22 protein-coding genes, 1 tRNA gene and 1 pseudogene are annotated in these 24,037 nt (G+C 76.8%); 6 read left to right on the forward strand and 18 right to left on the reverse strand.

Annotated features, from left to right (window positions below; all coding sequences use genetic code 11):
- Nucleotides 1-121: 121 nt before the first annotated feature.
- Nucleotides 122-739, reverse strand: coding sequence for an ANTAR domain-containing response regulator (locus tag ACRYMN_RS18080; protein ID WP_432498098.1), 618 nt, complete (start codon nt 737-739; stop codon nt 122-124).
- A 178-nt stretch (nt 740-917) separates the two neighbouring features.
- On the opposite strand from ACRYMN_RS18080, the gene ACRYMN_RS18085 reads away from it, so the two are divergent.
- Nucleotides 918-991 (forward strand) — tRNA-Leu (locus ACRYMN_RS18085).
- 47 nt (nt 992-1,038) lie between these two features.
- On the opposite strand, the gene pyk is transcribed toward ACRYMN_RS18085, so the two are convergent.
- Complete coding sequence (gene pyk, locus ACRYMN_RS18090) at nt 1,039-2,478, reverse strand: pyruvate kinase (protein WP_432498100.1); 1,440 nt, start codon at nt 2,476-2,478, stop codon at nt 1,039-1,041.
- A 137-nt stretch (nt 2,479-2,615) separates the two neighbouring features.
- On the opposite strand from pyk, the gene ACRYMN_RS18095 reads away from it, so the two are divergent.
- On the forward strand, nt 2,616-3,023 hold the full coding sequence (locus ACRYMN_RS18095; RefSeq protein WP_432498102.1) for a hypothetical protein: 408 nt from the start codon (nt 2,616-2,618) through the stop codon (nt 3,021-3,023).
- A 104-nt stretch (nt 3,024-3,127) separates the two neighbouring features.
- The gene (locus ACRYMN_RS18100) at nt 3,128-3,916 is read left to right on the forward strand and encodes an FRG domain-containing protein (RefSeq protein WP_432498104.1); all 789 of its coding nucleotides are present in this window, start codon (nt 3,128-3,130) and stop codon (nt 3,914-3,916) included.
- 92 nt (nt 3,917-4,008) lie between these two features.
- Here the strand turns inward: ACRYMN_RS18100 and ACRYMN_RS18105 are convergent, their stop codons facing one another.
- The 10 genes from ACRYMN_RS18105 to hisI form a co-directional block, all read right to left on the reverse strand.
- Complete coding sequence (locus ACRYMN_RS18105; RefSeq protein WP_432498107.1) at nt 4,009-5,469, reverse strand: glutamate synthase subunit beta; 1,461 nt, start codon at nt 5,467-5,469, stop codon at nt 4,009-4,011.
- The gene (gltB, locus tag ACRYMN_RS18110; RefSeq protein WP_432498109.1) at nt 5,462-10,102 is read right to left on the reverse strand and encodes a glutamate synthase large subunit; all 4,641 of its coding nucleotides are present in this window, start codon (nt 10,100-10,102) and stop codon (nt 5,462-5,464) included. The genes ACRYMN_RS18105 and gltB overlap by 8 nt, the downstream gene beginning before the upstream one ends.
- A 228-nt stretch (nt 10,103-10,330) precedes the next feature.
- The gene (gene lgt, locus ACRYMN_RS18115) at nt 10,331-11,326 is read right to left on the reverse strand and encodes a prolipoprotein diacylglyceryl transferase (protein ID WP_432498111.1); all 996 of its coding nucleotides are present in this window, start codon (nt 11,324-11,326) and stop codon (nt 10,331-10,333) included.
- A gap of 8 nt (nt 11,327-11,334) precedes the next feature.
- Nucleotides 11,335-12,183: a DsbA family protein gene (locus ACRYMN_RS18120; protein ID WP_432498113.1), complete on the reverse strand. Its 849-nt coding sequence runs from the start codon at nt 12,181-12,183 to the stop codon at nt 11,335-11,337.
- Nucleotides 12,184-12,289: 106 nt separating this feature from the next.
- On the reverse strand, nt 12,290-13,105 hold the full coding sequence (trpA, locus tag ACRYMN_RS18125) for a tryptophan synthase subunit alpha (RefSeq protein ID WP_432498145.1): 816 nt from the start codon (nt 13,103-13,105) through the stop codon (nt 12,290-12,292).
- Between the two features lie 65 nt (nt 13,106-13,170).
- Nucleotides 13,171-14,469 (reverse strand): tryptophan synthase subunit beta, encoded by a 1,299-nt coding sequence (gene trpB / locus ACRYMN_RS18130; protein WP_432498115.1) that lies wholly within the window; start codon nt 14,467-14,469, stop codon nt 13,171-13,173.
- 86 nt (nt 14,470-14,555) lie between these two features.
- Entirely contained in the window at nt 14,556-15,380 is an 825-nt protein-coding gene (gene trpC, locus ACRYMN_RS18135; RefSeq protein WP_432498117.1) for an indole-3-glycerol phosphate synthase TrpC, read from the reverse strand.
- 211 nt (nt 15,381-15,591) lie between these two features.
- On the reverse strand, nt 15,592-15,864 hold the full coding sequence (locus ACRYMN_RS18140) for an HGxxPAAW family protein (protein ID WP_432498120.1): 273 nt from the start codon (nt 15,862-15,864) through the stop codon (nt 15,592-15,594).
- A 106-nt stretch (nt 15,865-15,970) separates the two neighbouring features.
- Entirely contained in the window at nt 15,971-16,672 is a 702-nt protein-coding gene (locus ACRYMN_RS18145) for a Trp biosynthesis-associated membrane protein (RefSeq protein WP_432498122.1), read from the reverse strand.
- Nucleotides 16,669-17,187: a phosphoribosyl-AMP cyclohydrolase gene (gene hisI / locus ACRYMN_RS18150; protein WP_432498125.1), complete on the reverse strand. Its 519-nt coding sequence runs from the start codon at nt 17,185-17,187 to the stop codon at nt 16,669-16,671. The genes ACRYMN_RS18145 and hisI overlap by 4 nt, the downstream gene beginning before the upstream one ends.
- Before the next feature lie 30 nt (nt 17,188-17,217).
- Here hisI and ACRYMN_RS18155 point away from each other — a divergent pair, with 30 nt between their 5' ends.
- Nucleotides 17,218-17,868, forward strand: a complete 651-nt coding sequence (locus ACRYMN_RS18155) for a TIGR03085 family metal-binding protein (protein WP_432498127.1) — start codon at nt 17,218-17,220, stop codon at nt 17,866-17,868.
- A 47-nt stretch (nt 17,869-17,915) separates the two neighbouring features.
- Here ACRYMN_RS18155 and hisF read toward each other — a convergent pair whose 3' ends face one another.
- Complete coding sequence (gene hisF / locus ACRYMN_RS18160; protein WP_432498129.1) at nt 17,916-18,689, reverse strand: imidazole glycerol phosphate synthase subunit HisF; 774 nt, start codon at nt 18,687-18,689, stop codon at nt 17,916-17,918.
- Between the two features lie 76 nt (nt 18,690-18,765).
- Between hisF and ACRYMN_RS18165 the strand changes: the two genes are divergently transcribed.
- Nucleotides 18,766-20,079 carry a GNAT family N-acetyltransferase gene (locus ACRYMN_RS18165; protein WP_432498132.1) on the forward strand — a complete coding sequence of 438 codons (1,314 nt, stop codon included), beginning with the start codon at nt 18,766-18,768 and terminating at the stop codon, nt 20,077-20,079.
- Nucleotides 20,061-20,729, forward strand: coding sequence for a nucleoside/nucleotide kinase family protein (locus ACRYMN_RS18170; RefSeq protein ID WP_432498134.1), 669 nt, complete (start codon nt 20,061-20,063; stop codon nt 20,727-20,729). Before ACRYMN_RS18165 ends, ACRYMN_RS18170 begins: the two co-directional genes overlap by 19 nt.
- A gap of 74 nt (nt 20,730-20,803) precedes the next feature.
- On the opposite strand, the gene ACRYMN_RS18175 is transcribed toward ACRYMN_RS18170, so the two are convergent.
- From ACRYMN_RS18175 to ribB, 5 genes and pseudogenes are all read right to left on the reverse strand, one after another.
- Nucleotides 20,804-21,340 carry a PH domain-containing protein gene (locus ACRYMN_RS18175; RefSeq protein WP_432498137.1) on the reverse strand — a complete coding sequence of 179 codons (537 nt, stop codon included), beginning with the start codon at nt 21,338-21,340 and terminating at the stop codon, nt 20,804-20,806.
- On the reverse strand, nt 21,337-22,182 hold the full coding sequence (gene hisG / locus ACRYMN_RS18180; protein ID WP_432498147.1) for an ATP phosphoribosyltransferase: 846 nt from the start codon (nt 22,180-22,182) through the stop codon (nt 21,337-21,339). The genes ACRYMN_RS18175 and hisG overlap by 4 nt, the downstream gene beginning before the upstream one ends.
- A gap of 171 nt (nt 22,183-22,353) precedes the next feature.
- Nucleotides 22,354-22,617: a phosphoribosyl-ATP diphosphatase gene (locus tag ACRYMN_RS18185; protein WP_432498139.1), complete on the reverse strand. Its 264-nt coding sequence runs from the start codon at nt 22,615-22,617 to the stop codon at nt 22,354-22,356.
- An 88-nt stretch (nt 22,618-22,705) separates the two neighbouring features.
- The gene (gene ribH, locus ACRYMN_RS18190) at nt 22,706-23,182 is read right to left on the reverse strand and encodes a 6,7-dimethyl-8-ribityllumazine synthase (protein ID WP_432498142.1); all 477 of its coding nucleotides are present in this window, start codon (nt 23,180-23,182) and stop codon (nt 22,706-22,708) included.
- Nucleotides 23,183-23,214: 32 nt separating this feature from the next.
- Nucleotides 23,215-23,835, reverse strand: a pseudogene (ribB, locus tag ACRYMN_RS18195) (3,4-dihydroxy-2-butanone-4-phosphate synthase); the annotation flags it as partial.
- Nucleotides 23,836-24,037: the final 202 nt, after the last annotated feature.

Below are 24,037 nucleotides of genomic sequence, written 5' to 3' on the forward strand. Positions count from 1 at the left end.
CCTCCCCCCCCCCCCCCCCCCCCCCCCCCCCCCCCCCCCCCCCCCCCGCCCCCCCCCCCGGCCCGCCGCCGCCCCCCCGGGGGGGGGCGCCCCGGCCCCCCCCCCCCCCGGGCCCGCTCGGTCAGGAGCGGTCGTCGCCGGCGCTGATGACGGTGGTGGCCACCTCGCGCATCGTCAGGCGCTTGTCCATGGACGTCTTCTGGATCCAGCGGAACGCCTCCGGCTCGCTCATGCCGAACTGCGTCTGCAGCTTGGACTTGGCGCGGTCGACGAGCTTGCGGGTCTCGAAGCGGTCGGCCAGGTCGGCGACCTCGTCCTCCAGCGCCATGATCTGCTGGTGGCGGCTGACGGCGATCTCCACGGCCGGCAGCAGGTCCGCGGAGGTGAAGGGCTTGACCACGTAGGCCATGGCGCCGGCGTCGCGGGCGCGCTCGACGAGCTCGGCCTGGGAGAAGGCGGTCAGCAGCACCACCGGCGCGATGCGGGCCTTGACGATGCGCTCGGCCGCGGAGATGCCGTCCAGGACGGGCATCTTGATGTCCATGACGACCAGGTCGGGCTTGTGCTCCTCGGCCAGCGCCACCGCGCGCTCGCCGTCGCCGGCCTCGCCCACGACGTCGTAGCCGGCCTCGCGCAGCATCTCCACGATGTCGAGGCGGATGATCGCCTCGTCCTCCGCCACGACGACCCGGCGGGCGGGCGGGGTCGGGGTCGCGGCGGTGTCGGCAGTGTTGGTCACGCGCTCATCGTAGTGGGCGCGCCGCCGCGCGGGTCGCGCCACCCGCCGAGCGCACCACCCGCCGAGGGCGCCGCCCGGCTCGCGCGACCGGCGCGCCGGGCGCGCGGGGTCCGGGCGCCCGGGGGCGGGGCCGGTAGGGTGGCGCGCACCGCGGGCGGGCAGCGCCCGCGCGCGGTGCGCCCCGGTAGCCCAACCGGCAGAGGCAGTCGACTCAAACTCGACCCAGTGCGGGTTCGAATCCCGCCCGGGGCACCCCTCCCCCGCGGCCGCGCGCCGCGGGGGTCCAGCGCGGGCCGCGCTCAGGCGTAGGCCGAGGAGACCCCCGCGGTGGCGTCGCCGATGCGGTGCACGCGCACCGCGTTGGTCGAGCCGGAGATGCCCGGGGGGGCACCGGCGACGATGACGATCAGGTCGCCCTCGGTGCAGCGGCCCATCTCCCGCAGCCGGGAGTCCAGGGCCTTGACCATCTCGTCGGTGGTGTTGATGAACGGCGCGTTGTGCGGCTCGATGCCCCAGCTGAGCGCCAGGCGCCGCCGGGTGCTCTCCTCCGGGGTGAAGGCCAGCAGCGGGATGGACGAGCGCAGCCGCGACAGGCGGCGCGCGGAGTCGCCGGACTGGGTGAAGGTCACCAGCAGCTTCGCGTCGAGCTGCTTGCCGATCTCGGAGGCCGCCAGCGTCACCGCCCCGCCCTTGGTGTGCGGGGTCGTGCCCAGCGGCGCGATGCGCTCGGCGCCGTGGGTCTCGGTGTTCTCGATGATGCGCGCCATGGTGCGCACCGCCTCGTAGGGGAAGGCGCCCACGCTGGTCTCGCCGGAGAGCATCAGCGCGTCGGCGCCGTCCAGGACGGCGTTGGCGCAGTCGGAGGCCTCCGCCCGGGTCGGGCGCGGGCTGGTGATCATCGACTCGAGCATCTGGGTGGCCACGATGACCGGCTTGGCCTGGCGCCGGGCCAGCTCCACGGCCAGCTTCTGCACCAGCGGGACCTCCTCCAGGGGGAGCTCCACGCCCAGGTCGCCGCGGGCGACCATGATGCCGTCGAAGGCGGCGACCACGCCGGGCAGGTTCTCCACCGCCTGCGGCTTCTCCACCTTGGCGATGACCGGGACGGTCACGCCCTCCTCGTCCATGACCTTGTGGACGTCGTCGGCGTCGGCGGCCGAGCGCACGAAGGACAGCGCCACCATGTCCACGCCCAGGCGCAGCGCGAAGCGCAGGTCCTCGACGTCCTTCTCCGACAGGGCCGGCACGCTGACGGCCACGCCGGGCAGGTTGATGCCCTTGTTGTTGGAGACCGGGCCGGGCACGACCACCGTGGTGACCACCCGCGGGCCCTCCACGGCGGTGACCGCAAGGCCCACCTTGCCGTCGTCGATGAGGATGCGGTCGCCCACCGCCACGTCGCCGGTCAGGCCCTTGTACGTGGTCGAGCACACCTCCTTCGTGCCCACCACGTCCTCGGTGGTGATGGTGAAGCTGTCGCCCACGGCCAGCTCGTGCGGGCCGTCGGCGAAGCGGCCCAGGCGGATCTTGGGGCCCTGCAGGTCGGCGAGGATGCCGACGGAGCGGCCGGTGGCCTCCGCGGCGGCACGCACGCCCTCGAAGTTGGCACGGTGGTCGTCGTGGGAGCCGTGGCTCAGGTTCATCCGGGCGACGTCCATGCCGGCGTCCACCAGGGCCCGCAACCGCTCGGGACCCGCCACGGCGGGCCCGAGGGTGCAGACGATCTTCGCTCTGCGCATGGCACGACCCTATTGCGCCGCACCCCCGCGCCGCGCCGCGGGGCGCGCTGGAGACCGTTCGCGGCACGAACGTGACGGACCGCGCGGCGCGCGCACCCCCGGGGTGCGCCCCGGCGCGCGTGCGGGATGCTGCTGGCATGACGACGAGGAGCGGAGCCGGGCGCGACGAGGCCGTGCAGGGGACCGCGGTGGACCTGGAGATCGACGAGCTGATCGAGGAGGGCGTCGCCGACCTCGAGCACGAGTACGCCGTGTACGTGCGCCTGCACGCCGAGGCCGCCTGGCCCGAGGGGGCGCTGCGCGAGCTGGTCGCCGAGCTGCGCACCGCGCACCCGCGCATCGAGGCCGTCGACGCCCCCGAGCACGACGTGGTCATCAGCGTCGACGGCGACGGGCTGGACGCCGAGAGCGCCGCCCAGCGGGCGCTGGCGAAGGTGGCCGCCGCCGCCGCCGGGCGCGGGCTGGCCGGGCACGCCGCCGACGTGACCGTCATCAGCGACAGCGCGGTGTGGGCCTACGACCGGGAGACCGTCGCGAGCTGGTGAGCGCCGAGCAGCCGGGCGGGGGGGCCGGCCGGGCGACGGCACCGGCACCAGGGCCGGCGACGGGGCCGGCGACGGGGCCGGCGACGGGGCCGGACCACCCGCCGGTGCCCACGCTCGTGCCCGGCTCGTGGGGCGAGCTGCACGAGGCGCTCTTCGGCGACCCGTGGCCCGAGCGCGCCGGGCGCTACCACTCCACGGTGGTGCACCGCGGCGCCGCCTGCGCGGCGTGGGGCCTGCGCACCTCGGTGCAGCGCCTGGGGCGCGTGGAGCGCGAGACGGACCTGCTGCGCAACTTCCGCCGCTACTCGCGGGTGCCGTTCAAGCAGCAGGAGAACGACTGGGAGTGGATCACCCTGGCGCAGCACCACGGGCTGCCCACGCGGGTGCTGGACTGGACGTACTCGCCCCTGGTGGCGCTGCACTTCGCCACCGTCGACGTCGCGCGCCACGGGCAGGACGGGGCGGTGTGGAGCGCGGACTTCGCCGAGGTGCACCGGCGCCTGCCGGCGGCGGTGCGCTCGCAGCTGGAGGGCTCGGGCGGCACCGCGTTCACCGTGGACCTGCTGGGACGGGTGGCGCCCACCCTGGAGCGCTTCGACGCCCTGGACGGCGAGCCGTTCATGCTCTTCTTCGAGCCGCCCTCGCTGGACGAGCGCATCGTGAACCAGTACGCCAGCTTCTCGGTGCTCTCCTCCGCCCACCAGCGCACCGACGAGTGGCTGGCGCGCGCGCAGCCGCCGCTGCTGCGCAAGGTGGTGGTACCCGCGGCGCTGAAGCCGCTGGTGCGCGAGCGCCTGGACCAGGCCAACGTCACCGAGCGGGTGCTCTTCCCCGGCCTGGACGGGCTCAGCCGCTGGCTGACGCGGTACTACTCCAGCCCGCCGCGCCGCTGAGCGCGGCGGGCCGGGGCGCACCGCCGCCGGGCCCGCCCCCGTCGCCGGGCCCGCCCCCGGGGCCGCCCCCGTGGCCGGGGGGCGGGCCGGGCTCAGGCCGTCAGGGGCACCGCGTCGGCGCGGATGGGCGCCGGCAGGGCGGTGTCGCCCATGAGGTACTCGTCCACCGCGGCCGCGCAGGCGCGCCCCTCGGCGATGGCCCACACGATCAGCGACTGCCCGCGCCCGGCGTCGCCGGCGACGAACACCCCGGGGGTGGCGGTGGCGTAGCCGGGGGTGCGCGTGAAGCGGGTGCGCTGGTCCGGGCTCAGGCCCAGCTGGCGCACCAGGGGGCCCTGCTCGGGGCCGGCGAAGCCGATCGCGAGCAGCACCAGCTGCGCGGGCAGGTCCTGCTCGGTGCCCTCCACGGGGGTCCAGGTGCCGTCGACCTTGCGCACCTCGACGATGCGCAGGGCCTTCACGCGCCCGTGCTCGTCGCCGATCAGGGCCTGGGTGGAGGCCGAGAAGCGCCGCTGGCCGCCCTCCTCGTGGGAGGAGGAGACGCTGAAGACCTTCGGCATCGTCGGCCACGGCTCGGCCTCGGTGCGGTCGCCGGGCGCCTTGGGGTAGATGTCCAGCTGCGTGACCGAGCGCGCGCCCTGGCGCAGCGCGGTGCCGTAGCAGTCCGAGCCGGTGTCGCCGCCGCCGATGACGACGACGTCCAGGCCCGCGGCGTCGATCAGGTCGGCCGGGCGCGGCTCGCCCACCGCGACGCGGTTGGTCGGCGGCAGGTACTGCATCGCCTGGTGGACGCCGGCCAGCTCGCGCCCGGGCAGGTCCACCTCGCGCCACTGGGTGGCGCCGGTGGCCACCACGACGGCGTCGTAGCGGTCGCGCAGCTGCTCGCCGGTGATGTCGGTGCCGATGTCCACCCCGGGGCGGAAGCGGGTGCCCTCGGCCTCCATCTGCGCCAGGCGCCGGTCCAGGACGGAGCGCTCCATCTTGAACTCGGGGATGCCGTAGCGCATCAGCCCGCCGATCCTGTCGTCGCGCTCGTAGACGGCCACGGTGTGCCCGGCGCGGGTCAGCTGCTGGGCGGCGGCCAGGCCCGCGGGCCCGGAGCCGACCACGGCGACGGTCTTGCCGGTCAGCCGCTCCGGCGGGCGCGGCTCCAGGCCGCCGAGCCCGACGGCGTGCTCGGCGATCATCACCTCGACCTGCTTGATGGTCACCGGCGGCTGGTTGATGCCCAGCACGCAGGCGGCCTCGCACGGCGCCGGGCACAGCTTGCCGGTGAACTCCGGGAAGTTGTTCGTGGCGTGCAGGCGCTCGGAGGCCTGCGCGAAGTCGCCGCGGCTGACCAGGTCGTTCCACTCGGGGATGAGGTTGCCCAGCGGGCAGGCGTTGTGGCAGAAGGGGATGCCGCAGTCCATGCAGCGCCCGGCCTGGCGCTTGAGGGTGGCGTCGTCCTGCGGCTCGTAGACCTCGCGCCAGTCCATCAGGCGCAGCGGCACCGGCCGGCGCGGCTGCGTCTCGCGCTCGCGGACCTTCAGGAAACCGCGGGGATCAACCATGAGAAGCCTCCATGATGCGGGTCAGCACGGCCTCGGAGTCCGGCTCGAGGCCGTCGCTGACGGCCTGGGCGCGCACCTGCAGGACGCGGCGGTAGTCCCGCGGGACGATCGTCGAGAAGCGCTGCCGCGCGGCTCCCCAGTCGGCGAGCAGCTTGGCGGCGACGGTGGAGTCGGTGTGCTCGCGGTGGGCCACGAGCAGGTCGTGCACGCGCGCGGCCGCCTCGTCGTCCATGGGCTCCACGTCGACCATGTCGCGGTTGACGCGCGAGGCCTTCAGGTCGAGCACGTGCGCCAGGCCCCCGGACATGCCCGCGGCGACGTTGCGCCCGGTGCGGCCCAGGATCACGACCTCGCCGCCGGTCATGTACTCCAGGGCGTGGTCGCCCACGCCCTCCACGACGGCCACGGCCCCGGAGTTGCGCACGCAGAAGCGCTCGCCGACCTCCCCGCGCAGGAAGATCGAGCCGGAGGTGGCGCCGTAGGCGATGACGTTGCCGGCGACGATGTCGCGCTCGCGCGAGCCGGTGCAGCGCTCCGGGCGCACCACGACGGTGCCGCCCGAGAGGCCCTTGCCGACGTAGTCGTTGGTGTCGCCGAACAGGCGCAGGGTGATCCCGCGCGGCAGGAACGCGCCCAGGGACTGCCCGGCCGAGCCGGTCAGGGTCACGTCGATGGTGCCCTCGGGCAGGCCCTGCTCGCCGTGGGCCTTGGTGACCTCGTGGCCCAGCAGGGTGCCGGTGGTGCGGTTGACGTTGCGCACCGGCAGCTCGATCTTCACCGGGGTGCCGTCGCGCAGCGCCTCGCCGGCGCGCTCGATCAGGACGTGGTCCAGCGCCTTCTCCAGGCCGTGGTCCTGCGCGTGCACCTGGTGCAGCGCGGTGCCCTCGGGGGCGGTGGGCGCGTGCAGCACCGGGCCCAGGTCCAGCCCGGAGGCCTTCCAGTGCGCCACGGCGCGGCGGGTGTCGAGGACCTCCACGTGGCCCACGGCCTCCTGCACGGAGCGGAAGCCGAGCTGGGCGAGGTACTCGCGCACCTCCTGGGCCAGGTACTCGAAGAACGTCACGAGGTACTCGGCCTTGCCGTTGAAGCGCGCGCGCAGCTCGGGGTTCTGCGTGGCCACCCCCACCGGGCAGGTGTCCAGCTGGCACACGCGCATCATGATGCAGCCGGAGACGACCAGCGGGGCGGTGGCGAAGCCGAACTCCTCCGCGCCCAGCAGCGCGGCCACGACCACGTCGCGCCCGGTCTTCAGCTGCCCGTCGACCTGCACGGAGATGCGGTCGCGCAGGCCGTTGACGACCAGGGTCTGCTGGGTCTCGGCCAGGCCCAGCTCCCAGGGCCCGCCGGCGTGCTTGAGGCTGGTCAGCGGCGCGGCGCCGGTGCCGCCGTCGTGCCCGGAGATGAGCACCACGTCGGCCTTGGCCTTGGACACGCCGGTGGCGACCGTGCCGACGCCGACCTCGGAGACGAGCTTGACGTGCACGCGCGCCGCGGGGTTGGAGTTCTTCAGGTCGTGGATGAGCTGGGCGAGGTCCTCGATGGAGTAGATGTCGTGGTGCGGCGGCGGGGAGATCAGCCCCACGCCGGGCGTGGAGTACCGGGTCCTGGCGATGTTCGGGTAGACCTTGTGGCCGGGCAGCTGCCCGCCCTCGCCGGGCTTGGCGCCCTGGGCGACCTTGATCTGCAGGTCGGTGGCGGAGGTGAGGTAGTTGCTCGTCACGCCGAAGCGCCCGGAGGCGATCTGCTTGACCTTCGAGGTGCGCTCGGGGTCGTACAGGCGGTCGACGTCCTCGCCGCCCTCGCCGGAGTTCGAGCGCCCGCCGAGGCGGTTCATGGCGACCGCCATGACCTCGTGCGCCTCCTGGCTGATCGAGCCGTAGCTCATCGCACCGGTGCCGAAGCGCTTGACGATCTCGCTGACCGGCTCGACCTCCTCCACCGGCACCGGCTCGCGCACGCCCTTCTTCAGCTGCAGCAGCCCGCGCAGGGTCATCAGGCGCTCGGACTGCTCGTCCACGCGGGAGGTGTACTTGCGGAAGAGGGCCTCGTTGCGCTGGCGGGTGGAGTGCTGCAGCTGGAAGACGGTCTCGGGGTCGAACAGGTGCGGCTCGCCCTCGCGGCGCCACTGGTACTCCCCGCCGGTCTCCAGGCGGCGGTGGGCGCGCTCCTGGCCCTGCACCGGGTAGGCCAGGCGGTGCCGGCGGGCGACCTCCTCGGCCAGCACGTCCAGGCCCACCCCGCCCAGGCGGGAGGTGGTGGCGGTGAAGTACTCGTCGACGAGGGTCTGGGACAGGCCCAGGGCCTCGAAGACCTGCGCGCCGCGGTAGGAGGCGACGGTGGAGATGCCCATCTTGGACATCACCTTCAGCACGCCCTTGCCCAGCGCCTTGATGAGGTTCTTCACCGCGGTCTGCGGGTCCACGCCGGTGATCACGCCGGTGCGGGCGAGGTCCTCGACGGTCTCCATCGCCAGGTACGGGTTGATCGCGGCGGCGCCGTAGCCCACCAGCAGCGCCACGTGGTGCACCTCGCGCACGTCGCCGGCCTCGACGACCAGGCCGACCTGGGTGCGCAGCTTCTGGCGCACCAGGTGGTGGTGCACCGCGGAGGTCAGCAGCAGCGAGGGGATGGGGGCCAGCTCGGCGGTGGAGTCGCGGTCGGAGAGCACCACGAAGACCGCGCCGTCGGCGATGGCGCGCGAGACCTCCGCGCGGATCTCCTCGATGCGACGGGCCAGCTCCGCGCCGCCGCCGGCCACGCGGTACAGGCCCTTGACGGTGTGGGTGGTGCGCCCGGGGTTGCGGCGGTCGCGGTCGATGTGGACGATCTTGGCGAGCTCGTCGTTGTCGATGACCGGGAAGGGCAGCACGAGCTGGTGGCAGTGCGCCGGGGACTCCGCCAGGAAGTTCTGCTGCGGGCCCGCGATGGTGATCAGCGAGGTGACCAGCTCCTCGCGGATCGCGTCCAGCGGCGGGTTGGTCACCTGCGCGAAGAGCTGCGTGAAGTAGTCGAAGAGCAGCCGGGGGCGCTCGGAGAGCACCGCGATGGGCGTGTCGGAGCCCATCGAGCCGATCGGCTCGGCGCCGGCGCGCGCCATCGGCGCCAGGATCAGGCGCAGCTCCTCCTCGGTGTAGCCGAAGGTCTGCTGCCGGCGGGCCACGGAGGCGTGGGTGTGCACCACGTGCTCGCGCGGGGGCAGGTCGCCCAGGTGCACGACGTTCTTGAGCCACTCGGCGTACGGCTGGGCCGCGGCCAGCTCGGACTTGACCTCCTCGTCGTCGACGATGCGCCCGCGGGCGGTGTCGACGAGGAACATCTTGCCCGGGGCCACGCGCCCACGGGTGACCACCGAGGCGGGGTCCAGGTCCAGCACGCCGACCTCGCTGGCCAGCACGACCAGGCCGTCGTCGGTGACCCAGTAGCGCGAGGGGCGCAGCCCGTTGCGGTCCAGGACGCAGCCGATGAGGGTGCCGTCGGTGAAGGTCAGGTTGGCCGGGCCGTCCCACGGCTCGGAGAACATCGAGTGGAACTCGTAGAAGGCCCGGCGGGCCGGGTCCATCTCGGTGTTGTTCTCCCACGCCTCGGGGATCATCATCAGCACCGCGTGCGGCAGGGAGCGCCCGGCCAGGTGCAGCAGCTCCAGGACCTCGTCGAAGGAGGCGGAGTCGGAGCCCTCGGTGGCGCACACCGGGCCCAGGCGCTGCACGTCGCCGGGGATGAGGGAGGTGCTCATCGTCGACTCGCGCGCGGCGGTCCAGTTGCGGTTGCCCTTGACGGTGTTGATCTCGCCGTTGTGGGCGATGGTGCGGAAGGGGTGCGCCAGCGGCCACGAGGGGAAGGTGTTCGTGGAGAAGCGCGAGTGCACCAGGCCCAGCTCGCTGGTGAAGCGGCGGTCGGACAGGTCCGGGAAGAAGGGCTCGAGCTGGCCGGTGGTCAGCATGCCCTTGTAGACGATGGTGCGCGCCGACAGCGAGGGGAAGTACACGCCCAGCTCGCGCTCGGCGCGCTTGCGCAGCGGGTACACCCGCCGGTCCAGGTCGATGCCGCCCTCGCCGCCGGGGCCGGCGACGAAGAGCTGCGCGAAGTGCGGCATGCACGCGCGCGCCTGCGCGCCGACGAGGTCGGCGGTGACCGGCACGTCGCGCCAGCCCAGCACGCGCAGGCCCTCCTCGGCGGCGATCTCCTCCACGCGCGCCACGGCGGCGGCGCGCTCGGCGCCGTCCACGGGCAGGAAGGCGTTGCCGGCGGCGTAGGTGCCCTTCGCCGGCAGCTCGATGCCCAGCTCGGCCGTGACCGCGCGCAGGAACTCGTCGGGGACCTGGGTGAGGATGCCCGCGCCGTCGCCGGTGTTGGTCTCCGCGCCCACCGCGCCGCGGTGGTCGAGGTTGCGCAGCGCCGTCAGGGCGTGCTCGACGATGTCGTGGCCGGCCTCGCCGCGCATGGTGGCCACGAAGGCCACGCCGCAGGCGTCGTGCTCCTCGGAGCGCCGGTACAGCCCGGAGTCCTGGGGCAGGGCGGAGAAGGGCAGCGGGCGCACGGCCTGCGCGTCGGGGCGCTTCGAGACGTGCCCGCTGGTGTGCCCGGTGGTGTGCCCGGTGGTGTGCGCGGTGGTTCGCGCGAGGGGTTGCGACATGGGGTGCACCGTCCTCGGAGAGAGGTCCGGGAGGACCTCGATGGACAGGGGGTCTCTCGACGGGTCTCTTCGAGCAGGCTCGCTGCGGGGGACCGGGTGGGTCTCCTCGAGCGCAGGGAGGCGCGCCTGGTGGGTGCGCATCCCGAACGGGGACGGCGCTGGCCCACGTTCACTTCACTGTAACGCTGCTGGTGCCGTGCTCATTCGCACGATCCCGTCACCGGATGCTCACGAATCGGGGTGATCGTGCTCACGTCTCGACGGCTGCGCGGACTCGTTCACGTTCGGTGCACCTGTCTGCGACTGGGTGTCACCGGCGGGTGGAGTGGGCGCCGGGGACGGCAGCGAGGGTACCCGCTCCAGCGGCAGGTCCGGCCCGCCGCCGTGGCGGCGGCGCGAGCGCACCAGGGCCACCAGCGCCACGAGCAGCACCAGCGCGGAGACCCACTGGTTGACCCGCAGCCCGGCGATCAGCTCGGCCTCGTCCACGCGCAGCGCCTCGAAGACCGAGCGCCCGGCGGTGTAGAGGACCACGTACAGCGCGAACGCCTGCCCGCGGCGCAGCCGCAGCCGGCGGTCGGCCAGCACGATGACGGCGGCCGAGAGCAGGCACCACAGCGACTCGTACAGGAACGTCGGGTGGAAGGTGCCCAGCACCACCGCGGCGCCGTCGGGGCCGGTGAGCGCCCGGCCGGTGGACTCGTCCCAGTCGTGCACCGTCAGCGCCCACGGCAGGTCGGTGGCGCGCCCGTACAGCTCGTTGTTGAACCAGTTGCCCCAGCGGCCCAGCGCCTGGGCCACCAGCAGGCCGGGGGCGACGGCGTCGGCGAAGGGCGCCAGGCGGTAGCCGGCGCGCCGGCAGGCGATCCAGGCGCCCAGGGCGCCGCCGGCCACCGCGCCCCAGATGCCCAGGCCGCCCTCCCACACGTACAGCGCCCGCAGCGGCTGGCCGCCGGGGCCGAAGTACGCGTCCGGGGAGGTGAGCACGTGGTACAGGCGCGCGCCGACCACGCCCAGCGGCACCGCCCACACCGCCACGTCCAGCGGGAAGTCCGCCCGCCCGCCCTTCGCGCTCCAGCGCTTCGAGGTGATCCACAGGCCCGCGACGATCCCGGCGAGGATGCACAGCGCGTAGGCGCGCAGCGGCACCGGGCCCAGGTGCCAGACCCCCTGCACGGGGCTGGGCAGGGCTGCGGGCAGGGCGGTGCTCACGGCGGTGCTCACGGCGGTGCTCACGCGGCGGCCGCCGCGGCCTCGACCTGCTCGCGCAGGTACTGCGCCGCGTCGGCGCCCAGCAGCCGCTGGACGTCCAGCACGGCCGGCTGCCCGCCCGCGGGGGTCAGCGTGACGGTGGGGGTGCCGCGCACGCCCGCGTCGGCCATGCCGGCCTGCACGCGGCGCACGTAGCCGGTGTAGCGGCCCTCCTCCAGGGCCCGCTGCCAGGCGTCGAGGTCGCCCACCCCGGCGGCCTCGGCCGCCGCGCGCAGCTGGGCGTCGGTGTAGCCGTCGCCCTCGGAGCCGTCGTTGCCGCCGGCGCCGGGCTGGCGGGCGAAGACCTCGCGGGTGTACTGCGCCACGCGGCCCTGCTCGTCGGCGGCCGCGGCGCCCTCGGCGGCGCGGCGGGAGGAGTCGCCGCCCAGGGTGTCGTCGAGGAAGCTCAGGGTGTGCAGCACCACGCGGGCGCGCCCCTCGGCGGCCAGCTGCACGTACTCCTCACCGGCGCCGGCCTCGAACTGCGCGCAGTACGGGCACTGGAAGTCCAGCCACACGTCCAGCGTCGGCGCCCCGGGTGCGGGGGTGCCGGCCAGCACGTAGCCGCCGGCGTCACCGGTGGCCGAGGGCGGCGTGGGCCCCCCGGTGCCGGTGGCCGCCTCGCGCTCGCGCACGACGAGCACCGCCACCACGGCCACCAGGGCCAGCACCGCCACCACGGCGGCGCTGACCAGCAGCACCCGCCGGCTGCGCCGGCGCGCCAGCTCGCGCTGGTGCAGCGCGGCGGCCCTGGCCCGGCGCGCCTCGCGGGCGTCCTCGGCCCGCGCGGCGCGGGCCGGGTGCCCGCCCGTCCTCCTGCTCGCGCTCACGCTCGAGCACCGCCCGCGCGCTCGCGCAGGCCCTCTCGGGCGCCGTCTCGGGCGCCGTCTCGGGCGCCGTCGCGCACGTCGTCCTCCACGCGCCGCTCCCCGGGCCTCAGGCGCGGCGCACGCCGCGCGCGAGCTGCTCGGCCAGCTCGCCGACGGCGCGCACGCCCTCGGCGGTGGAGCCGGCCCGCAGCAGGCGCGAGACGAAGGCCGAGCCGACGATGACGCCGTCGGCGTACCCGGCGACCTCGGCGGCCTGCTCGGGGGTGGACACGCCCAGGCCCACGCACACGCGCTGCGCGCCGGCGGCGCGGGTGCGCTCGACGAGGTGCTGCGCGCCGGCGCCCACGCTGGCGCGCGCACCGGTGACGCCCATGAGGGAGGCGGCGTAGACGAAGCCGCGGCAGGCCGCGGCGGTGGAGGCCAGGCGCGCGTCGGTGGAGCTGGGGGCCACGAGGAAGACGCGCTCGAGGTCGTGCGCGTCGCTGGCGGCGGTCCAGGCCGCCGCCTCGTCGGGGATGAGGTCGGGGGTGATCAGCCCGGCCGCCCCGGCGGAGGCCAGGTCCGCGGCGAAGCGCTCGACGCCGTAGCGGTCCACCGGCGGCCAGTACGTCATCACCAGCACCGCGGCGCCGGTGGACGCGACCTGCTCGACCGCGCGCAGCACGTCCGCCGGGCGGGTGCGCGCGCGCAGCGCCGCGTCCACGGCGCGCTGGATGGTCGGCCCGTCCATGGTCGGGTCGGAGTAGGGCAGGCCCAGCTCCACCACGTCCGCTCCCCCGGCGACGGCCGCCTGCGCCGCGGCGACGCTGCCCTCGACGTCGGGGAAGCCGACCGGCAGGTACGCCACCAGCGCCGCGCGCCCCTCGGCGCGGGCGCGGTCCACGGCCGCGGCCGACGTCCCCGCCCGCTGCTGCGCGCCCACCGGCGCGTGTTCCCGCGCGTCCGCCTGCGCGTGCTCCTGCGCGTCCGCCCGCACGTCCGTGGTGCTCACCAGCCCGACCCCTCGGTGTCCTGCGGCGCGTCCGCCACGCGCCGCGCCTCCGACGCGACCAGGTCGGCGTCGCTGACCAGCCCGAACCAGCGGGCGGCGGTGTCCACGTCCTTGTCCCCGCGGCCGGAGAGGTTCACCAGCAGGACCGCGTCCGGGCCCAGCTCGCGGCCCACCGCGAGCGCGCCGGCCAGGGCGTGCGAGCTCTCGATGGCCGGGATGATGCCCTCGGTGCGGCACAGCAGCTTGAAGGCGTCCATCGCCTCGGCGTCGGTGACCGGGCGGTACTCCGCGCGCCCGCAGGCGCCCAGCCAGGAGTGCTCCGGGCCCACCCCGGGGTAGTCCAGGCCCGCGGAGATGGAGTGCGACTCCACCGTCTGCCCGTCCTCGTCCTGCAGCACGAACTGGCGCGCGCCCTGGAAGACGCCCGGGGAGCCGCCGGTGATGGAGGCCGCGTGCCGGCCGCTGGCCACGCCCTCGCCGCCGGCCTCGAAGCCGAACAGGCGCACGCCGGGGTCGTCGAGGAAGGCGTGGAAGATGCCGATGGCGTTCGAGCCGCCGCCGACGCAGGCCAGCACCGCCTCGGGCAGCCGGCCGGTCAGCTCCAGCACCTGCGCGCGCGCCTCCAGGCCGATGACGCGCTGGAAGTCGCGCACCAGCACCGGGAAGGGGTGCGGGCCGGCGACCGTGCCGAAGACGTAGTGCGTCTCGTCCACCGAGGCCACCCAGTCGCGGAACGCCTCGTTGACGGCGTCCTTCAGGGTGCGGCTGCCGGCCGTGACGGGCACGACGGTGGCGCCCAGCAGCCGCATGCGCGCGACGTTGAGCGCCTGGCGGCGGGTGTCCTCCTCGCCCATGTAGACCGTGCACTCCAGCCCCATCAGCGCCGCGGCGGTGGCGGTGGCCACCCCGTGCTGGCCGGCGCCGGTCTCGGCGATTACGCGCTTCTTGCCCATGCGCCTGGTCAGCAGCGCCTGCCCGAGCACGTTGTTGATCTTGTGCGAGCCGGTGTGGTTGAGGTCCTCGCGCTTGAGCAGCACCGTGGCGCCGCCGGCGTGCGCGGCGAAGCGCGGCACGGGGGTGATGATGCTGGGCCGGCCCGAGTAGGTGCGGTGCAGCTCGGCGAGCTCGGCGAGGAAGGACTCGTCGGCCATGGCCGCGGTGTGCGCGGCCTCGATCTCGTCCAGGGCGGCCACGAGCGCCTCGGGCACGAAGCGGCCGCCGAAGGCGCCGAAGTACGGGCCGCGCTCGGCCGAGAGCGCGTCGGCGCGCGCGGCGCCGGGGGCGGTGGTGCTCACGGGAGCCTCCTGGCGGGTCTCCTGGCGGGTCTCCCGGCCGGTCGGCCGGCCGGACTGCTGGCGGGTCCCGGTGGGGGTGCTCGTGCTCACGGGCGCACCGCCTGCACGGCCGGGTGCGCGCCGGCGGCGACGAGGTCGGCGACGGCGCGGCGCGGGTCGTCCCCACGCACGAGGGTCTCGCCCACCAGCACCGCGTCGGCGCCGGCGCGGGCGAACTCCACGACGTCGTGCGGGCCGCGCACGCCGGACTCGGCGACCTTGACCACGCCGGCGGGGATGAGCGGGGCCAGCTCGGCGAAGGTGGAGTTGCGCACCTGCAGCGTCTTCAGGTCGCGGTTGTTGACCCCGACGACGCGCGCGTCGGCGGCCACGGCGCGCTCGACCTCCTCGGCGGTGTGCACCTCCACCAGGGCGGTCATGCCCAGCGAGTGGGTGCGCTCCACGAGGGAGACCAGCGCCTCCTGCTCCAGGGCGGCCACGATGAGCAGGACCACGTCGGCGCCCCAGGCGCGCGCCTCCCACAGCTGGTAGGAGCCCACGACGAAGTCCTTGCGCAGCACCGGCACGTCCACCGCGCAGCGCACCGCGCGCAGGTCGTCCAGGCTGCCGCCGAAGCGGCGCTGCTCGGTCAGGACGCTGATGACGCTGGCGCCGCCGAGCTCGTACTGGCGCGCCAGCTCGGCCGGGTCGGGGATCTGCGCCAGCGCGCCCTTGGAGGGGCTGGCGCGCTTGACCTCGGCGATGACCTTCACGCCGCGCTGCTCGCTGTCGCGCGGGCGCAGCAGCGAGGCGGCGTCCTTGGCGGGCACCTGGCGGCGCGCGCGCTCCTTCAGCTCCTCCAGGGAGGTGGTGGCCCGGCGCTGCGCCAGGTCCTCGCGGACGCCGGCGAGGATGTCGTCGAGGACGGTCACGCTTGGCAGGGTAGTCCCCGCACCGGGGCGCTCGGCGCCGCCTCCGCACGCCGGCCGCCGGGCGCGCGCGGGGTGCCCGCCCGCACGGGGCGCACGGACGGGCACGGGCGGGCCCGGGGGTGCCGCACGAGCCGCGCACCGCGGGCCCGGGGCGCTCCGGTGGCGCGTCGGCGGCGGCTCGGCGGCGGCTCAGCTGCGCGTCAGCGGCGGGTCAGTGGCGGGGGCGACCGACGCCGACGGGGTGCCCGGAGGTCGTCTTCACGCCGTAACCGGCCCTGGACAGGCCCCAGCCCACGGCCATGGAGGCGAGGATCACGACGCCGCCGACGATCCCCCACACCAGGCTGGTGAAGACGACCGCCAGGGACAGCACGAGGAAGCCGACCAGCGCGGTGCCCACCCCGGCCCACGCCGCCACGGTGTGGCCGTGGCCGTGCTCCTCGACGACGTCGTCGTTCCTGGGCTGGGGCTGCTGGCTGGTCACGGTGGAGCTCCTCGGACGTCGTGGCGCTGGCCCGTCCACGGTACCGGTCCCGCGCCGGCGCGCCCCGGCGGCCGCCGCGCGCCGGCGACGGCGGGGGCGGGCCGCCTCAGCGGGTGGGGTCCTCCCCGCGGGTCAGGGAGTCCCACGCCGCGGCCGGGTCGCCCGCCGCGGGAGCGGCGCCCCCGCCCGCCGGGGCCTGCTCGCCGCGGGCGGGCGCGGCGGTGCCGGCAGCCGCGCGCGCGCCGGCGGCAGCGCCGGTGGGCGGGCCGGCGGGAGCGGCGGCGTCGCGCTCGTGGCGGCTGGAGGCGCTCCAGGAGCGCCCGCGCACCAGCACGCCCGCCCCGGCCGCGGCGGCCAGCGCGCCGCCGAGCGCGCACACCGCCGGCCAGGCCCGGGCGTCCGCCCGCAGCACCTGCGGGTCGCTGCGGCCGCTGACCTGGCGGGCCGGGGCGCTGATCGCCGCCTGCGGGGAGAGCAGCACGGACGCGGCGGAGGCGGCCACGCCCGCGCCGGCGGCCACGAGGACCAGCGCGGCCAGGGCGCGCGCCACCCGCCGGCCCAGCGAGCAGGCCACCACCGCGGCCAGGGCCACCAGGGCCAGCGCGGTGGCCGCGGCTCCGGCCTGCCGGCCGGTGGCGACGACCTCGCGCGCGCCCGCGGCGGTCTGCACCGCGCCGTCCACCCAGGCCGGCGCGCCGGCCGCCAGGGCCAGCAGCGCACCGCCCACCCCGGCCAGCAGCAGCGGGCCGCGCCCGCGCCCGGCGCGCGCCGGGCGGGCGGGCGCGGCGGGCGCGGCGGGCGTGCTCACGCCGCGCCGCCGGGAGCAGCGGCTCCAGCGGCTCCAGCGGCTCCAGCAGCTGCGGCGATCAGGGGCAGCTCGGTGGCGTCGAAGCAGGTGCGGTCGCCAGTGTGGCAGGCGGCGCCGACCTGGTCGACCTCCAGCAGCAGCGCGTCGCCGTCGCAGTCCAGCGAGACGCGCTTGACCCACTGCACGTGCCCGGAGGTGTCGCCCTTGCGCCACAGGCTGCGCCGGCTGCGCGACCAGTACGTGGCCCGTCCCGTGCTCAGGGTCTGCGCCAGGGCGGTGTCGTCCATCCAGGCGACCATGAGGACCTCGCGGGTGTCGTGCTGCTGCACGACCGCGCACACCAGGCCGGCCGGGTCGCGCTTGAGCCGGGCGGCCACCGCCGGGTCGAGCGCCGGGCCCGGGCCGGCGGGCGAGGGCCCCCCCGGGGCTCGCGAGGGACCTGCGGCGGGGGTCGCGGGAAGGGGCGCGGGAGGGGTGGTGGACGCGGCTGCGGGGTCGGCGGGCACGTGCCTCATCGTCGCACCGGGCTGTGCGAGCATCGCGCCGTGCCCGGACCCGACCCCGCCCGAGAACGCGACGCCCTGTGCGACGAGGCCCTGCGCGTGGGCCCGCGAGCGCCGACGCTGTGCGAGGGGTGGGCGGTGCGCGACCTGCTGGTGCACCTGGTGGTGCGCGACGGGCGCCCGGACGTGCTCGCGGGCCTGGCGCTGGGGCGCGCGGTGCCGGCGCTGGGCGCGCACGCCGAGCGGGTGCAGGGGCGCTGGCGCGAGGAGCCGTTCGAGGTGCTGGTGCGGCGGGTGCGCTCGGGCCCGCCGGCGGTGAGCCCGGCGCGGTGGCGGCCGGTGGCGGAGCTGGTGAACTCGGTGGAGTTCTTCGTGCACCACGAGGACGTGCGCCGCGCGCGGGAGGGCTGGCGGCCGCGGGTGCTGGCGCGCGCGGAGTCGGAGGGGCTGTGGTGGGCGGTGCGGCTGGCCGGGCGCGCGGCGTACCGGCGCGCGGGCGTGGGCGTGGTGCTGGTGGCGCCGCAGGGCCCGCGGGCGGTGGTGCGCGGCGGGGCGGTGGCGGTGGCCCTGCACGGGGAGCCGCAGGAGCTGCTGCTGCACGCCACGGGCCGGCGCGCGCACGCGCTGGTGCGCGTGGAGGGCGAGGCGCGGGCGGTGGCGGCGTTCGAGCGGGCGTACCCGAGCGCCCGCTGAGCCGCGCCGGCCCTGCACAGGTGCGGGTGCGCGGGTGCGCGGGGGTGTCAGCGCACGGGGGCGCCGGCGGCGCGCAGGGCGTCCTTGACCTGGCCGATGGTCAGCTGCTGGAAGTGGAAGACGCTGGCGGCCAGGACGGCGTCGGCGCCGGCGGCCACGGCGGGGGCGAAGTGCTCCACGGCCCCGGCGCCGCCGCTGGCGACCAGCGGCACGCTGACGCGCTCGCGCACGGCGGTGAGCATCGGCAGGTCGAAGCCGGCCTTGGTGCCGTCGGCGTCCATGGAGTTCAGCAGCACCTCCCCGGCGCCGAGCTCGGCGGCGCGCACGGCCCAGTCCACGGCGTCCAGGCCGGTGCCGCGCCGGCCGCCGTGGGTGGTGACCTCGAAGCCGGAGGCGGTGGCCGGCTCGCCGGGGCGGGTGCGGCGCGCGTCGACGGACAGGACGAGCACCTGCGAGCCGAAGCGCTCGGCGATCTCGGTGATCAGCTCGGGGCGGGCGATGGCAGCGGTGTTGACGCCGACCTTGTCGGCGCCGGCGCGCAGCAGGCGCTCGACGTCGGCGACCGAGCGCACCCCGCCGCCGACGGTCAGCGGGATGAAGACCTGCTCGGCGGTGCGGGAGACGACCTCGTAGGTGGTCTCGCGAGAGGCGGAGGAGGCGGTGACGTCGAGGAAGGTCAGCTCGTCGGCGCCCTCGGCGTCGTAGCGGCGCGCCAGCTCCACCGGGTCGCCGGCGTCGCGCAGGTCGGCGAAGTTCACGCCCTTGACGACGCGACCGGCGTCGACGTCCAGGCAGGGGATCACTCGCACCGCGACGCTCACGGCAGGAGCGTAGTGGCCGCGCGGGCGCGCCCGCGGCGCCCGCCGCTCCCCCGGCGGCGGGGGTAGCGTCGGAGCCGTGACGTCACCGCAGACCGACGCCTGGCCCGTGCGCGCGCTCGACCCCGCCGACACCGCCTCGCTGGCCGGGTGGGCGCAGGTGGGGCGCACGGGGTTCATGGCGGCGGCGCCGGCGCCGCAGGAGGCCGACGCGCGGCTGCGCGAGCTGGCCGAGCGGGTGGCCGGGCAGCGCCTGAGCGGTGTCCTCGACGGCGGGCGCTGGGTGGCCGCCTACCGCTCCTTCGACACGGAGCTGACGCTGCCGGGCTCGGGACCGGTGCCGGTGGACGCGATCTCCTCGGTGGCGGTGCTGCCCACCCACCGCCGCCGCGGCCTGCTGCGCCGGATGATCGGCGAGGACCTGCGGCGCGCGCGCGAGCAGGGGCACGCGCTGGCCGCGCTCATCGCGGCCGAGGCGCCGATCTACGGGCGCTTCGGCTTCGGGCCGGCGACGCGGGCGGCGACGCTGGTGGTCGACGCGGGCGCGTGCCGCTTCCGCGAGGACGCCCCGCGCGCGCAGGGGTCGCTGGAGCTGGTGGAGGCGGCCGGGGCGTGGCCGGAGCTGGCGGCCGTGCACGACGCCTCCCGCCGCGCGCGCGCCGGCGGGCTGCAGCGCGAGGAGCTCTGGTGGCGCGAGCGCACCCGGCCCGGCGGGGAGCGGGCGTGGGGCCCGCGCACGCACGTGGTGGTGCACCGCGACGCGGCCGGGGTGGCCGACGGGTACGCCGCCTACGAGGTCGAGGAGCGCTGGGAGGGGCGCGTCAGCCGCTGCGCGGCGCGGGTGCTGGACCTGCACGCGTCCTCGCCGGGGGTGCACCGGGCGCTGTGGGAGTTCGTGCTGTCGGTGGACTGGGTGCGCACCGTGCACGCGGCGGAGCGGCCGGTGGACGAGGTGCTGCCGCTGCTGCTGCACGACCCGCGCGCGGTGCAGCACGGGCCGGTGGACGACCTGCTGTGGCTGCGCGTGCTGGACGTGCCCGGGGCGCTGGCGGCGCGGCGCTACCTGGGCCGCGGCACGCTGGTGCTGCGGGTGCTGGACCCCGGCGGGCCGGCGGCGGGCTCGGTGCGCCTGCACGTGGACCCGGCGGACGACGGGGACGACGGGGACGACGGGGGCGACCGGGGCGGCTGGGCCTGCGCGGAGGTGACCGCGAGCGCCGGGGAGCCGGACGTGGTGCTCGGCGCCGCTGAGCTGGGCGCGCTGCTGCTGGGCGACGCCTCCGCCGTGGCGCTGGCCGCGGCCGGGCGGGTGCACGGCGCGCCCGCGGCGGTGCGGCACCTGCAGCAGCTGCTGGCCGTGCCGCAGGCGCCGTGGTGCCCGACCTGGTTCTAGGGCCCGGCGCGGACACCGGCGCGGGGCCCGGCGCGGGGCCGGTGCTCGCGCCGGGGGCGGTGCTGGGCACCGCTGCGGTGGTGCAGGCGCTGGCCGCGCGGCTGGCGGCGACGCCGGCGCCGGCGGCGGGGCCGCGGGTGGTGCTCGTCGACGGGCGCTCGGGCAGCGGCAAGACGTCCCTGGCGGCGGCGCTGGCACCGCGCCTGGGCGCGGCGGTGGTGCACCTGGACGAGCTCTACCCCGGCTGGGACGGACTGGCCGCCGGGGTGGGGGTGCTGGCGCGCGAGGTGCTCGCCCCGCTGCGCGCGGGCCGGACGGCCGCGCCGGCGCGCTGGGACTGGGGCGCGGGGCGGTGGGGTCCGGCGGTGCCGGTGCCCGCGGCGCCGGTGGTGGTGTGCGAGGGCGTCGGCGCCGGGTGCGCCGGGCCCGGGGAGCTGCTGGTGCAGCTGAGCGCGCCCGGGGCGGTGCGCCGGCGGCGGGCGCTGGCGCGCGACGGCAGCACCTACGCCCCGCACTGGCGGCGCTGGGCCGCGCAGGAGGAGGAGCTGTTCGCCCGGCACGACGTGGCCGGCGCGGCGGACGTGGTGCTCGACGGCAGCGGCGACGAGCGGGCCGGCGAGGCGGGGCGCTGGCGGGTGCTGCGCGCCTGAGGGCGCGGGGCGCTCGTGCGGGCCCCTCAAACGGGCCCCTCGTGCGGGCCGGCCGTGCGGGCCGGCCGTGCGGGTCAGTCGCGCGGCGGGCGCGGGGCGCGCGAGCGCACCAGGCGCGCCAGGCGGCGCGCCTCGGCCTCGGCGTGCTCGCCGTCGGCGCGCTGGACGGCCATGACCGCGAGGTCCTCGCCGTCGTCGGTGTCCAGGGTCAGCCACGGGTCGTCGCGGCCCATGCGCACGGCCACCACCGCGCCCCACGGCACCCGGTGGGTCAGGAAGACGTTGCGCACCACGAGGGCGTCCTCGGTGGGCACGGCGCGCACCGAGACGATGCGCACGATCGCCCCGCACATCAGCAGGCCCAGCACGGCGAAGAAGAAGCCGTCGGTGGCCGTCCAGCCAGAGCCCGGCGACAGCGCCAGGCCCACCGCCATGGCCAGCAGCACCAGCGCCAGCCCGCCGGCGACGGCCAGGCCCACCGCGCGGGCGCGGCGGGGGCGGAAGGGGGCGTCCTCGGCGGGCGCGCCCGCGGCGCGCGCACCGCTGGACCCGCCGGCGGGGGGACCGGGGGACGCACCGGTGGGCGGCTGGGGCCCGGCGGGGGTGCTCACAGCCGGCAGGCGTGGATGCTGGTGACCAGGATGGCGCGCGCGCCCAGGTCGTACAGCTCGTCCATGACGCGGTTGGTGGCCGAGCGCTGCACCATGGCGCGCACCGCCACCCAGCCGGGGTTGGCCAGCGGGGAGACGGTGGGCGACTCCAGGCCGGGGGTGACGGTGATGGCGCGCTCGACGAGCTCCTTGGGGCAGTCGTAGTCGACCATCACGTACTGCCGGGCCACCAGCACGCCCTGCAGGCGGCGCACGAGCACGTCCACGGCCGGGTCGGCCGGGGCGCCGGTGCGGCGCACCAGCACCGCCTCCGAGCGCATCACCGGCTCGCCGAAGACCTCCAGGCCCGCCGCGCGCAGCGTGGTGCCGGTCTCGACGACGTCGGCGACGACGTCGGCGATGCCCAGCGCCACGGCCGTCTCCACCGCGCCGTCGAGGTGCACGACGTCGGCGGAGACGCCGTGCTCGGCCAGGTGCTTGCCCACCAGGCCGGAGTAGCTGGTGGCGATGCGCCGCCCGTGCAGGTCGGCCACCGAGCTCGCGGTGCCCGGGCGCCCGGCGAAGCGGAAGGTGCTGCGCGCGAAGCCCAGCGGCAGGACCTCGTCGGCCGGGGCGCGCGAGTCCAGCAGCAGGTCGCGGCCGGTGACGCCGACGTCCAGGGTGCCCGAGCCGACGTACAGGGCGATGTCGCGCGGGCGCAGGAAGACGAACTGGGCGTTGTTCTCCGGGTCGTCCAGCAGCAGCTCCTTGGCCTCGCGGCGCTGGCTGTACCCGGCCTCGCGCAGCATGGCGCTGGCGGCCTCGGACAGCGACCCCTTGTTGGGGACGGCGATGCGCAGCACGGGCGTGGCCTCCTGACCGTTCGGCTGGGCGCTCACGGGCGAGCGCCGGCAGCGGGGTGCCCGCGAGCGGGTCTCACGGGCGGGCGTTCACGGGTGGGCGTTCACAGGTGGGCGTTCACAGGTGGACGTTCACAGGTGGACGTTCACAGGTGGGCGTTCACAGGTGGGCGTTCACAGGTGGGCGTAGACGTCCTCGAGCGTGAGCCCGCGGGCGATCATCAGCACCTGCAGGTGGTACAGCAGCTGCGAGACCTCCTCGGCGGTGCGCTCGGCGGACTCGTGCTCGGCGGCCATCCACACCTCGGCCGCCTCCTCGACGACCTTCTTGCCGATGGCGTGCACGCCGGCGTCCAGCTCCAGGACCGTGCCGGAGCCGGCCGGGCGGGTGCGGGCCTTGTCCGTCAGCTCGGCGAACAGGCCGTCGAAGGTCTTCACGTGCCGGGAGTCTAGGCGCTGGGCGCGCCCGCCCGGCCCGCGCCCTCCAGCGCCCACCCGCACCCTCCAGCGCCCCGCCCGCGCCCGCTCAGCCGCGCGGGGCGACCTCGCGCAGCGCCACCACGGTCTCCAGCGCCGCCAGGACGGCCTCGCGGCCCTTGTCCTCGCGCGAGCCGCGCAGCCCGGCGCGGTGCAGCGCCTGCGCCTCGTTGTCCACGGTGAGCACGCCGAAGCCCACGGGCACCCCGGTGCTCACCGCCACCTGCGTCAGGCCCGCGGTGGCCGCGTCGCACACGTACTCGAAGTGCGGGGTGCCCCCGCGGATCACCACGCCCAGGGCCACGACCGCGTCGTGCCCGGGCGCCAGCCGGGCGGCGGCCACCGGCAGCTCGAAGGCGCCGGGCACGCGGACCTCCGTGACGTCGGTGACGTGCGAGTCGGCCAGGGCGCGGCGCGCGCCGGCCAGCAGGCCGTCCATGACCTCCTGGTGCCAGCGGGCGGCCACCACGGCCACCCTCAGGCCGCTGCCGTCGACCTCGATCTCGGGGCTGCCGTCTCCGCTCACGCGTGCTCTCCCGTCCGTCCGGTGCTGGGGGTGGTGCTGGGGGTGGTGCCGGGGGTGGGGCCGGCGGCGCGCAGGTGCGCGCGCAGGTCGGCGATGGTCAGGACCGGCAGCCCGTGCCGCCGGCCCAGCTCGGTGACCTGCTCCCACCGCGACATCGACCCGTCGTCCTCGACGAGCTCGGCGATCACGGCCACCGGCGGCAGGCCCGCCAGGCGGCACAGGTCCACCGCGGCCTCGGTGTGCCCGGGGCGCTCCAGGACCCCGCCGGGGCGCGCGCGCAGCGGGAAGACGTGCCCGGGGCGCACCAGGTCGCCCGGCGCGGAGGCCGGGTCGGCCAGCACGCGCGCGGTGCGGGCGCGGTCGGCCGCGGAGATGCCGGTGGTGACCCCGGCGGCGGCGTCGCAGCTGACGGTGTAGTCGGTGCGCAGGGAGTCCTCGTTGCGCTCGACCATGCGCGGCAGGCCCAGGGCGTCGGCGCGCTCGGCGGGCATGGGCGCGCAGAGCATCCCGGAGGTGTGCCGCACGGTCCAGCCGATCCACTCGGGGGTGGCCAGCGCCGCCGACAGCACGGCGTCGCCCTCGTCCTCGCGCTCGGCGTCGTCGGTGACCAGGACCGGCTCGCCGCGGCGCAGCGCGGCCAGGGCGGCCTCCACGGCGGCCGCGGGCGAGCCGGCGGGGTCGGTGGGGCCGACGGGTCCGGCGGGCGTGGCGGCGGGGGTGGCGGCGGGCGCGCTCACCGCTGCTCCCCCGCGACGGCGTCGGGGGGGGGGGGGGGGGGGGGGGGGGGGGGGGGGGGGGGGGGGGGGGGGGGGGGGGGGGGGGGGGGGGGGGGGGGGGGGGGGGGGGGGGGGGGGG

Origin of the sequence: Kineococcus gypseus, from assembly GCF_050871305.1 — a bacterium.
In the GTDB taxonomy this organism is placed as follows: domain Bacteria; phylum Actinomycetota; class Actinomycetes; order Actinomycetales; family Kineococcaceae; genus Kineococcus; species Kineococcus gypseus.

Coding starts and splice junctions, on each gene's coding strand:
- ACRYMN_RS18095 (WP_432498102.1), top strand. CDS start 2,616: ATGACGACGAGGAGCGGAGCCGGGCGCGACGAGGCCGTGCAGGGGACC.
- hisI (WP_432498125.1), bottom strand. CDS start 17,187: ATGAGGCACGTGCCCGCCGACCCCGCAGCCGCGTCCACCACCCCTCCC.
- ACRYMN_RS18105 (WP_432498107.1), bottom strand. CDS start 5,469: ATGGTTGATCCCCGCGGTTTCCTGAAGGTCCGCGAGCGCGAGACGCAG.
- pyk (WP_432498100.1), bottom strand. CDS start 2,478: ATGCGCAGAGCGAAGATCGTCTGCACCCTCGGGCCCGCCGTGGCGGGT.
- gltB (WP_432498109.1), bottom strand. CDS start 10,102: ATGTCGCAACCCCTCGCGCGAACCACCGCGCACACCACCGGGCACACC.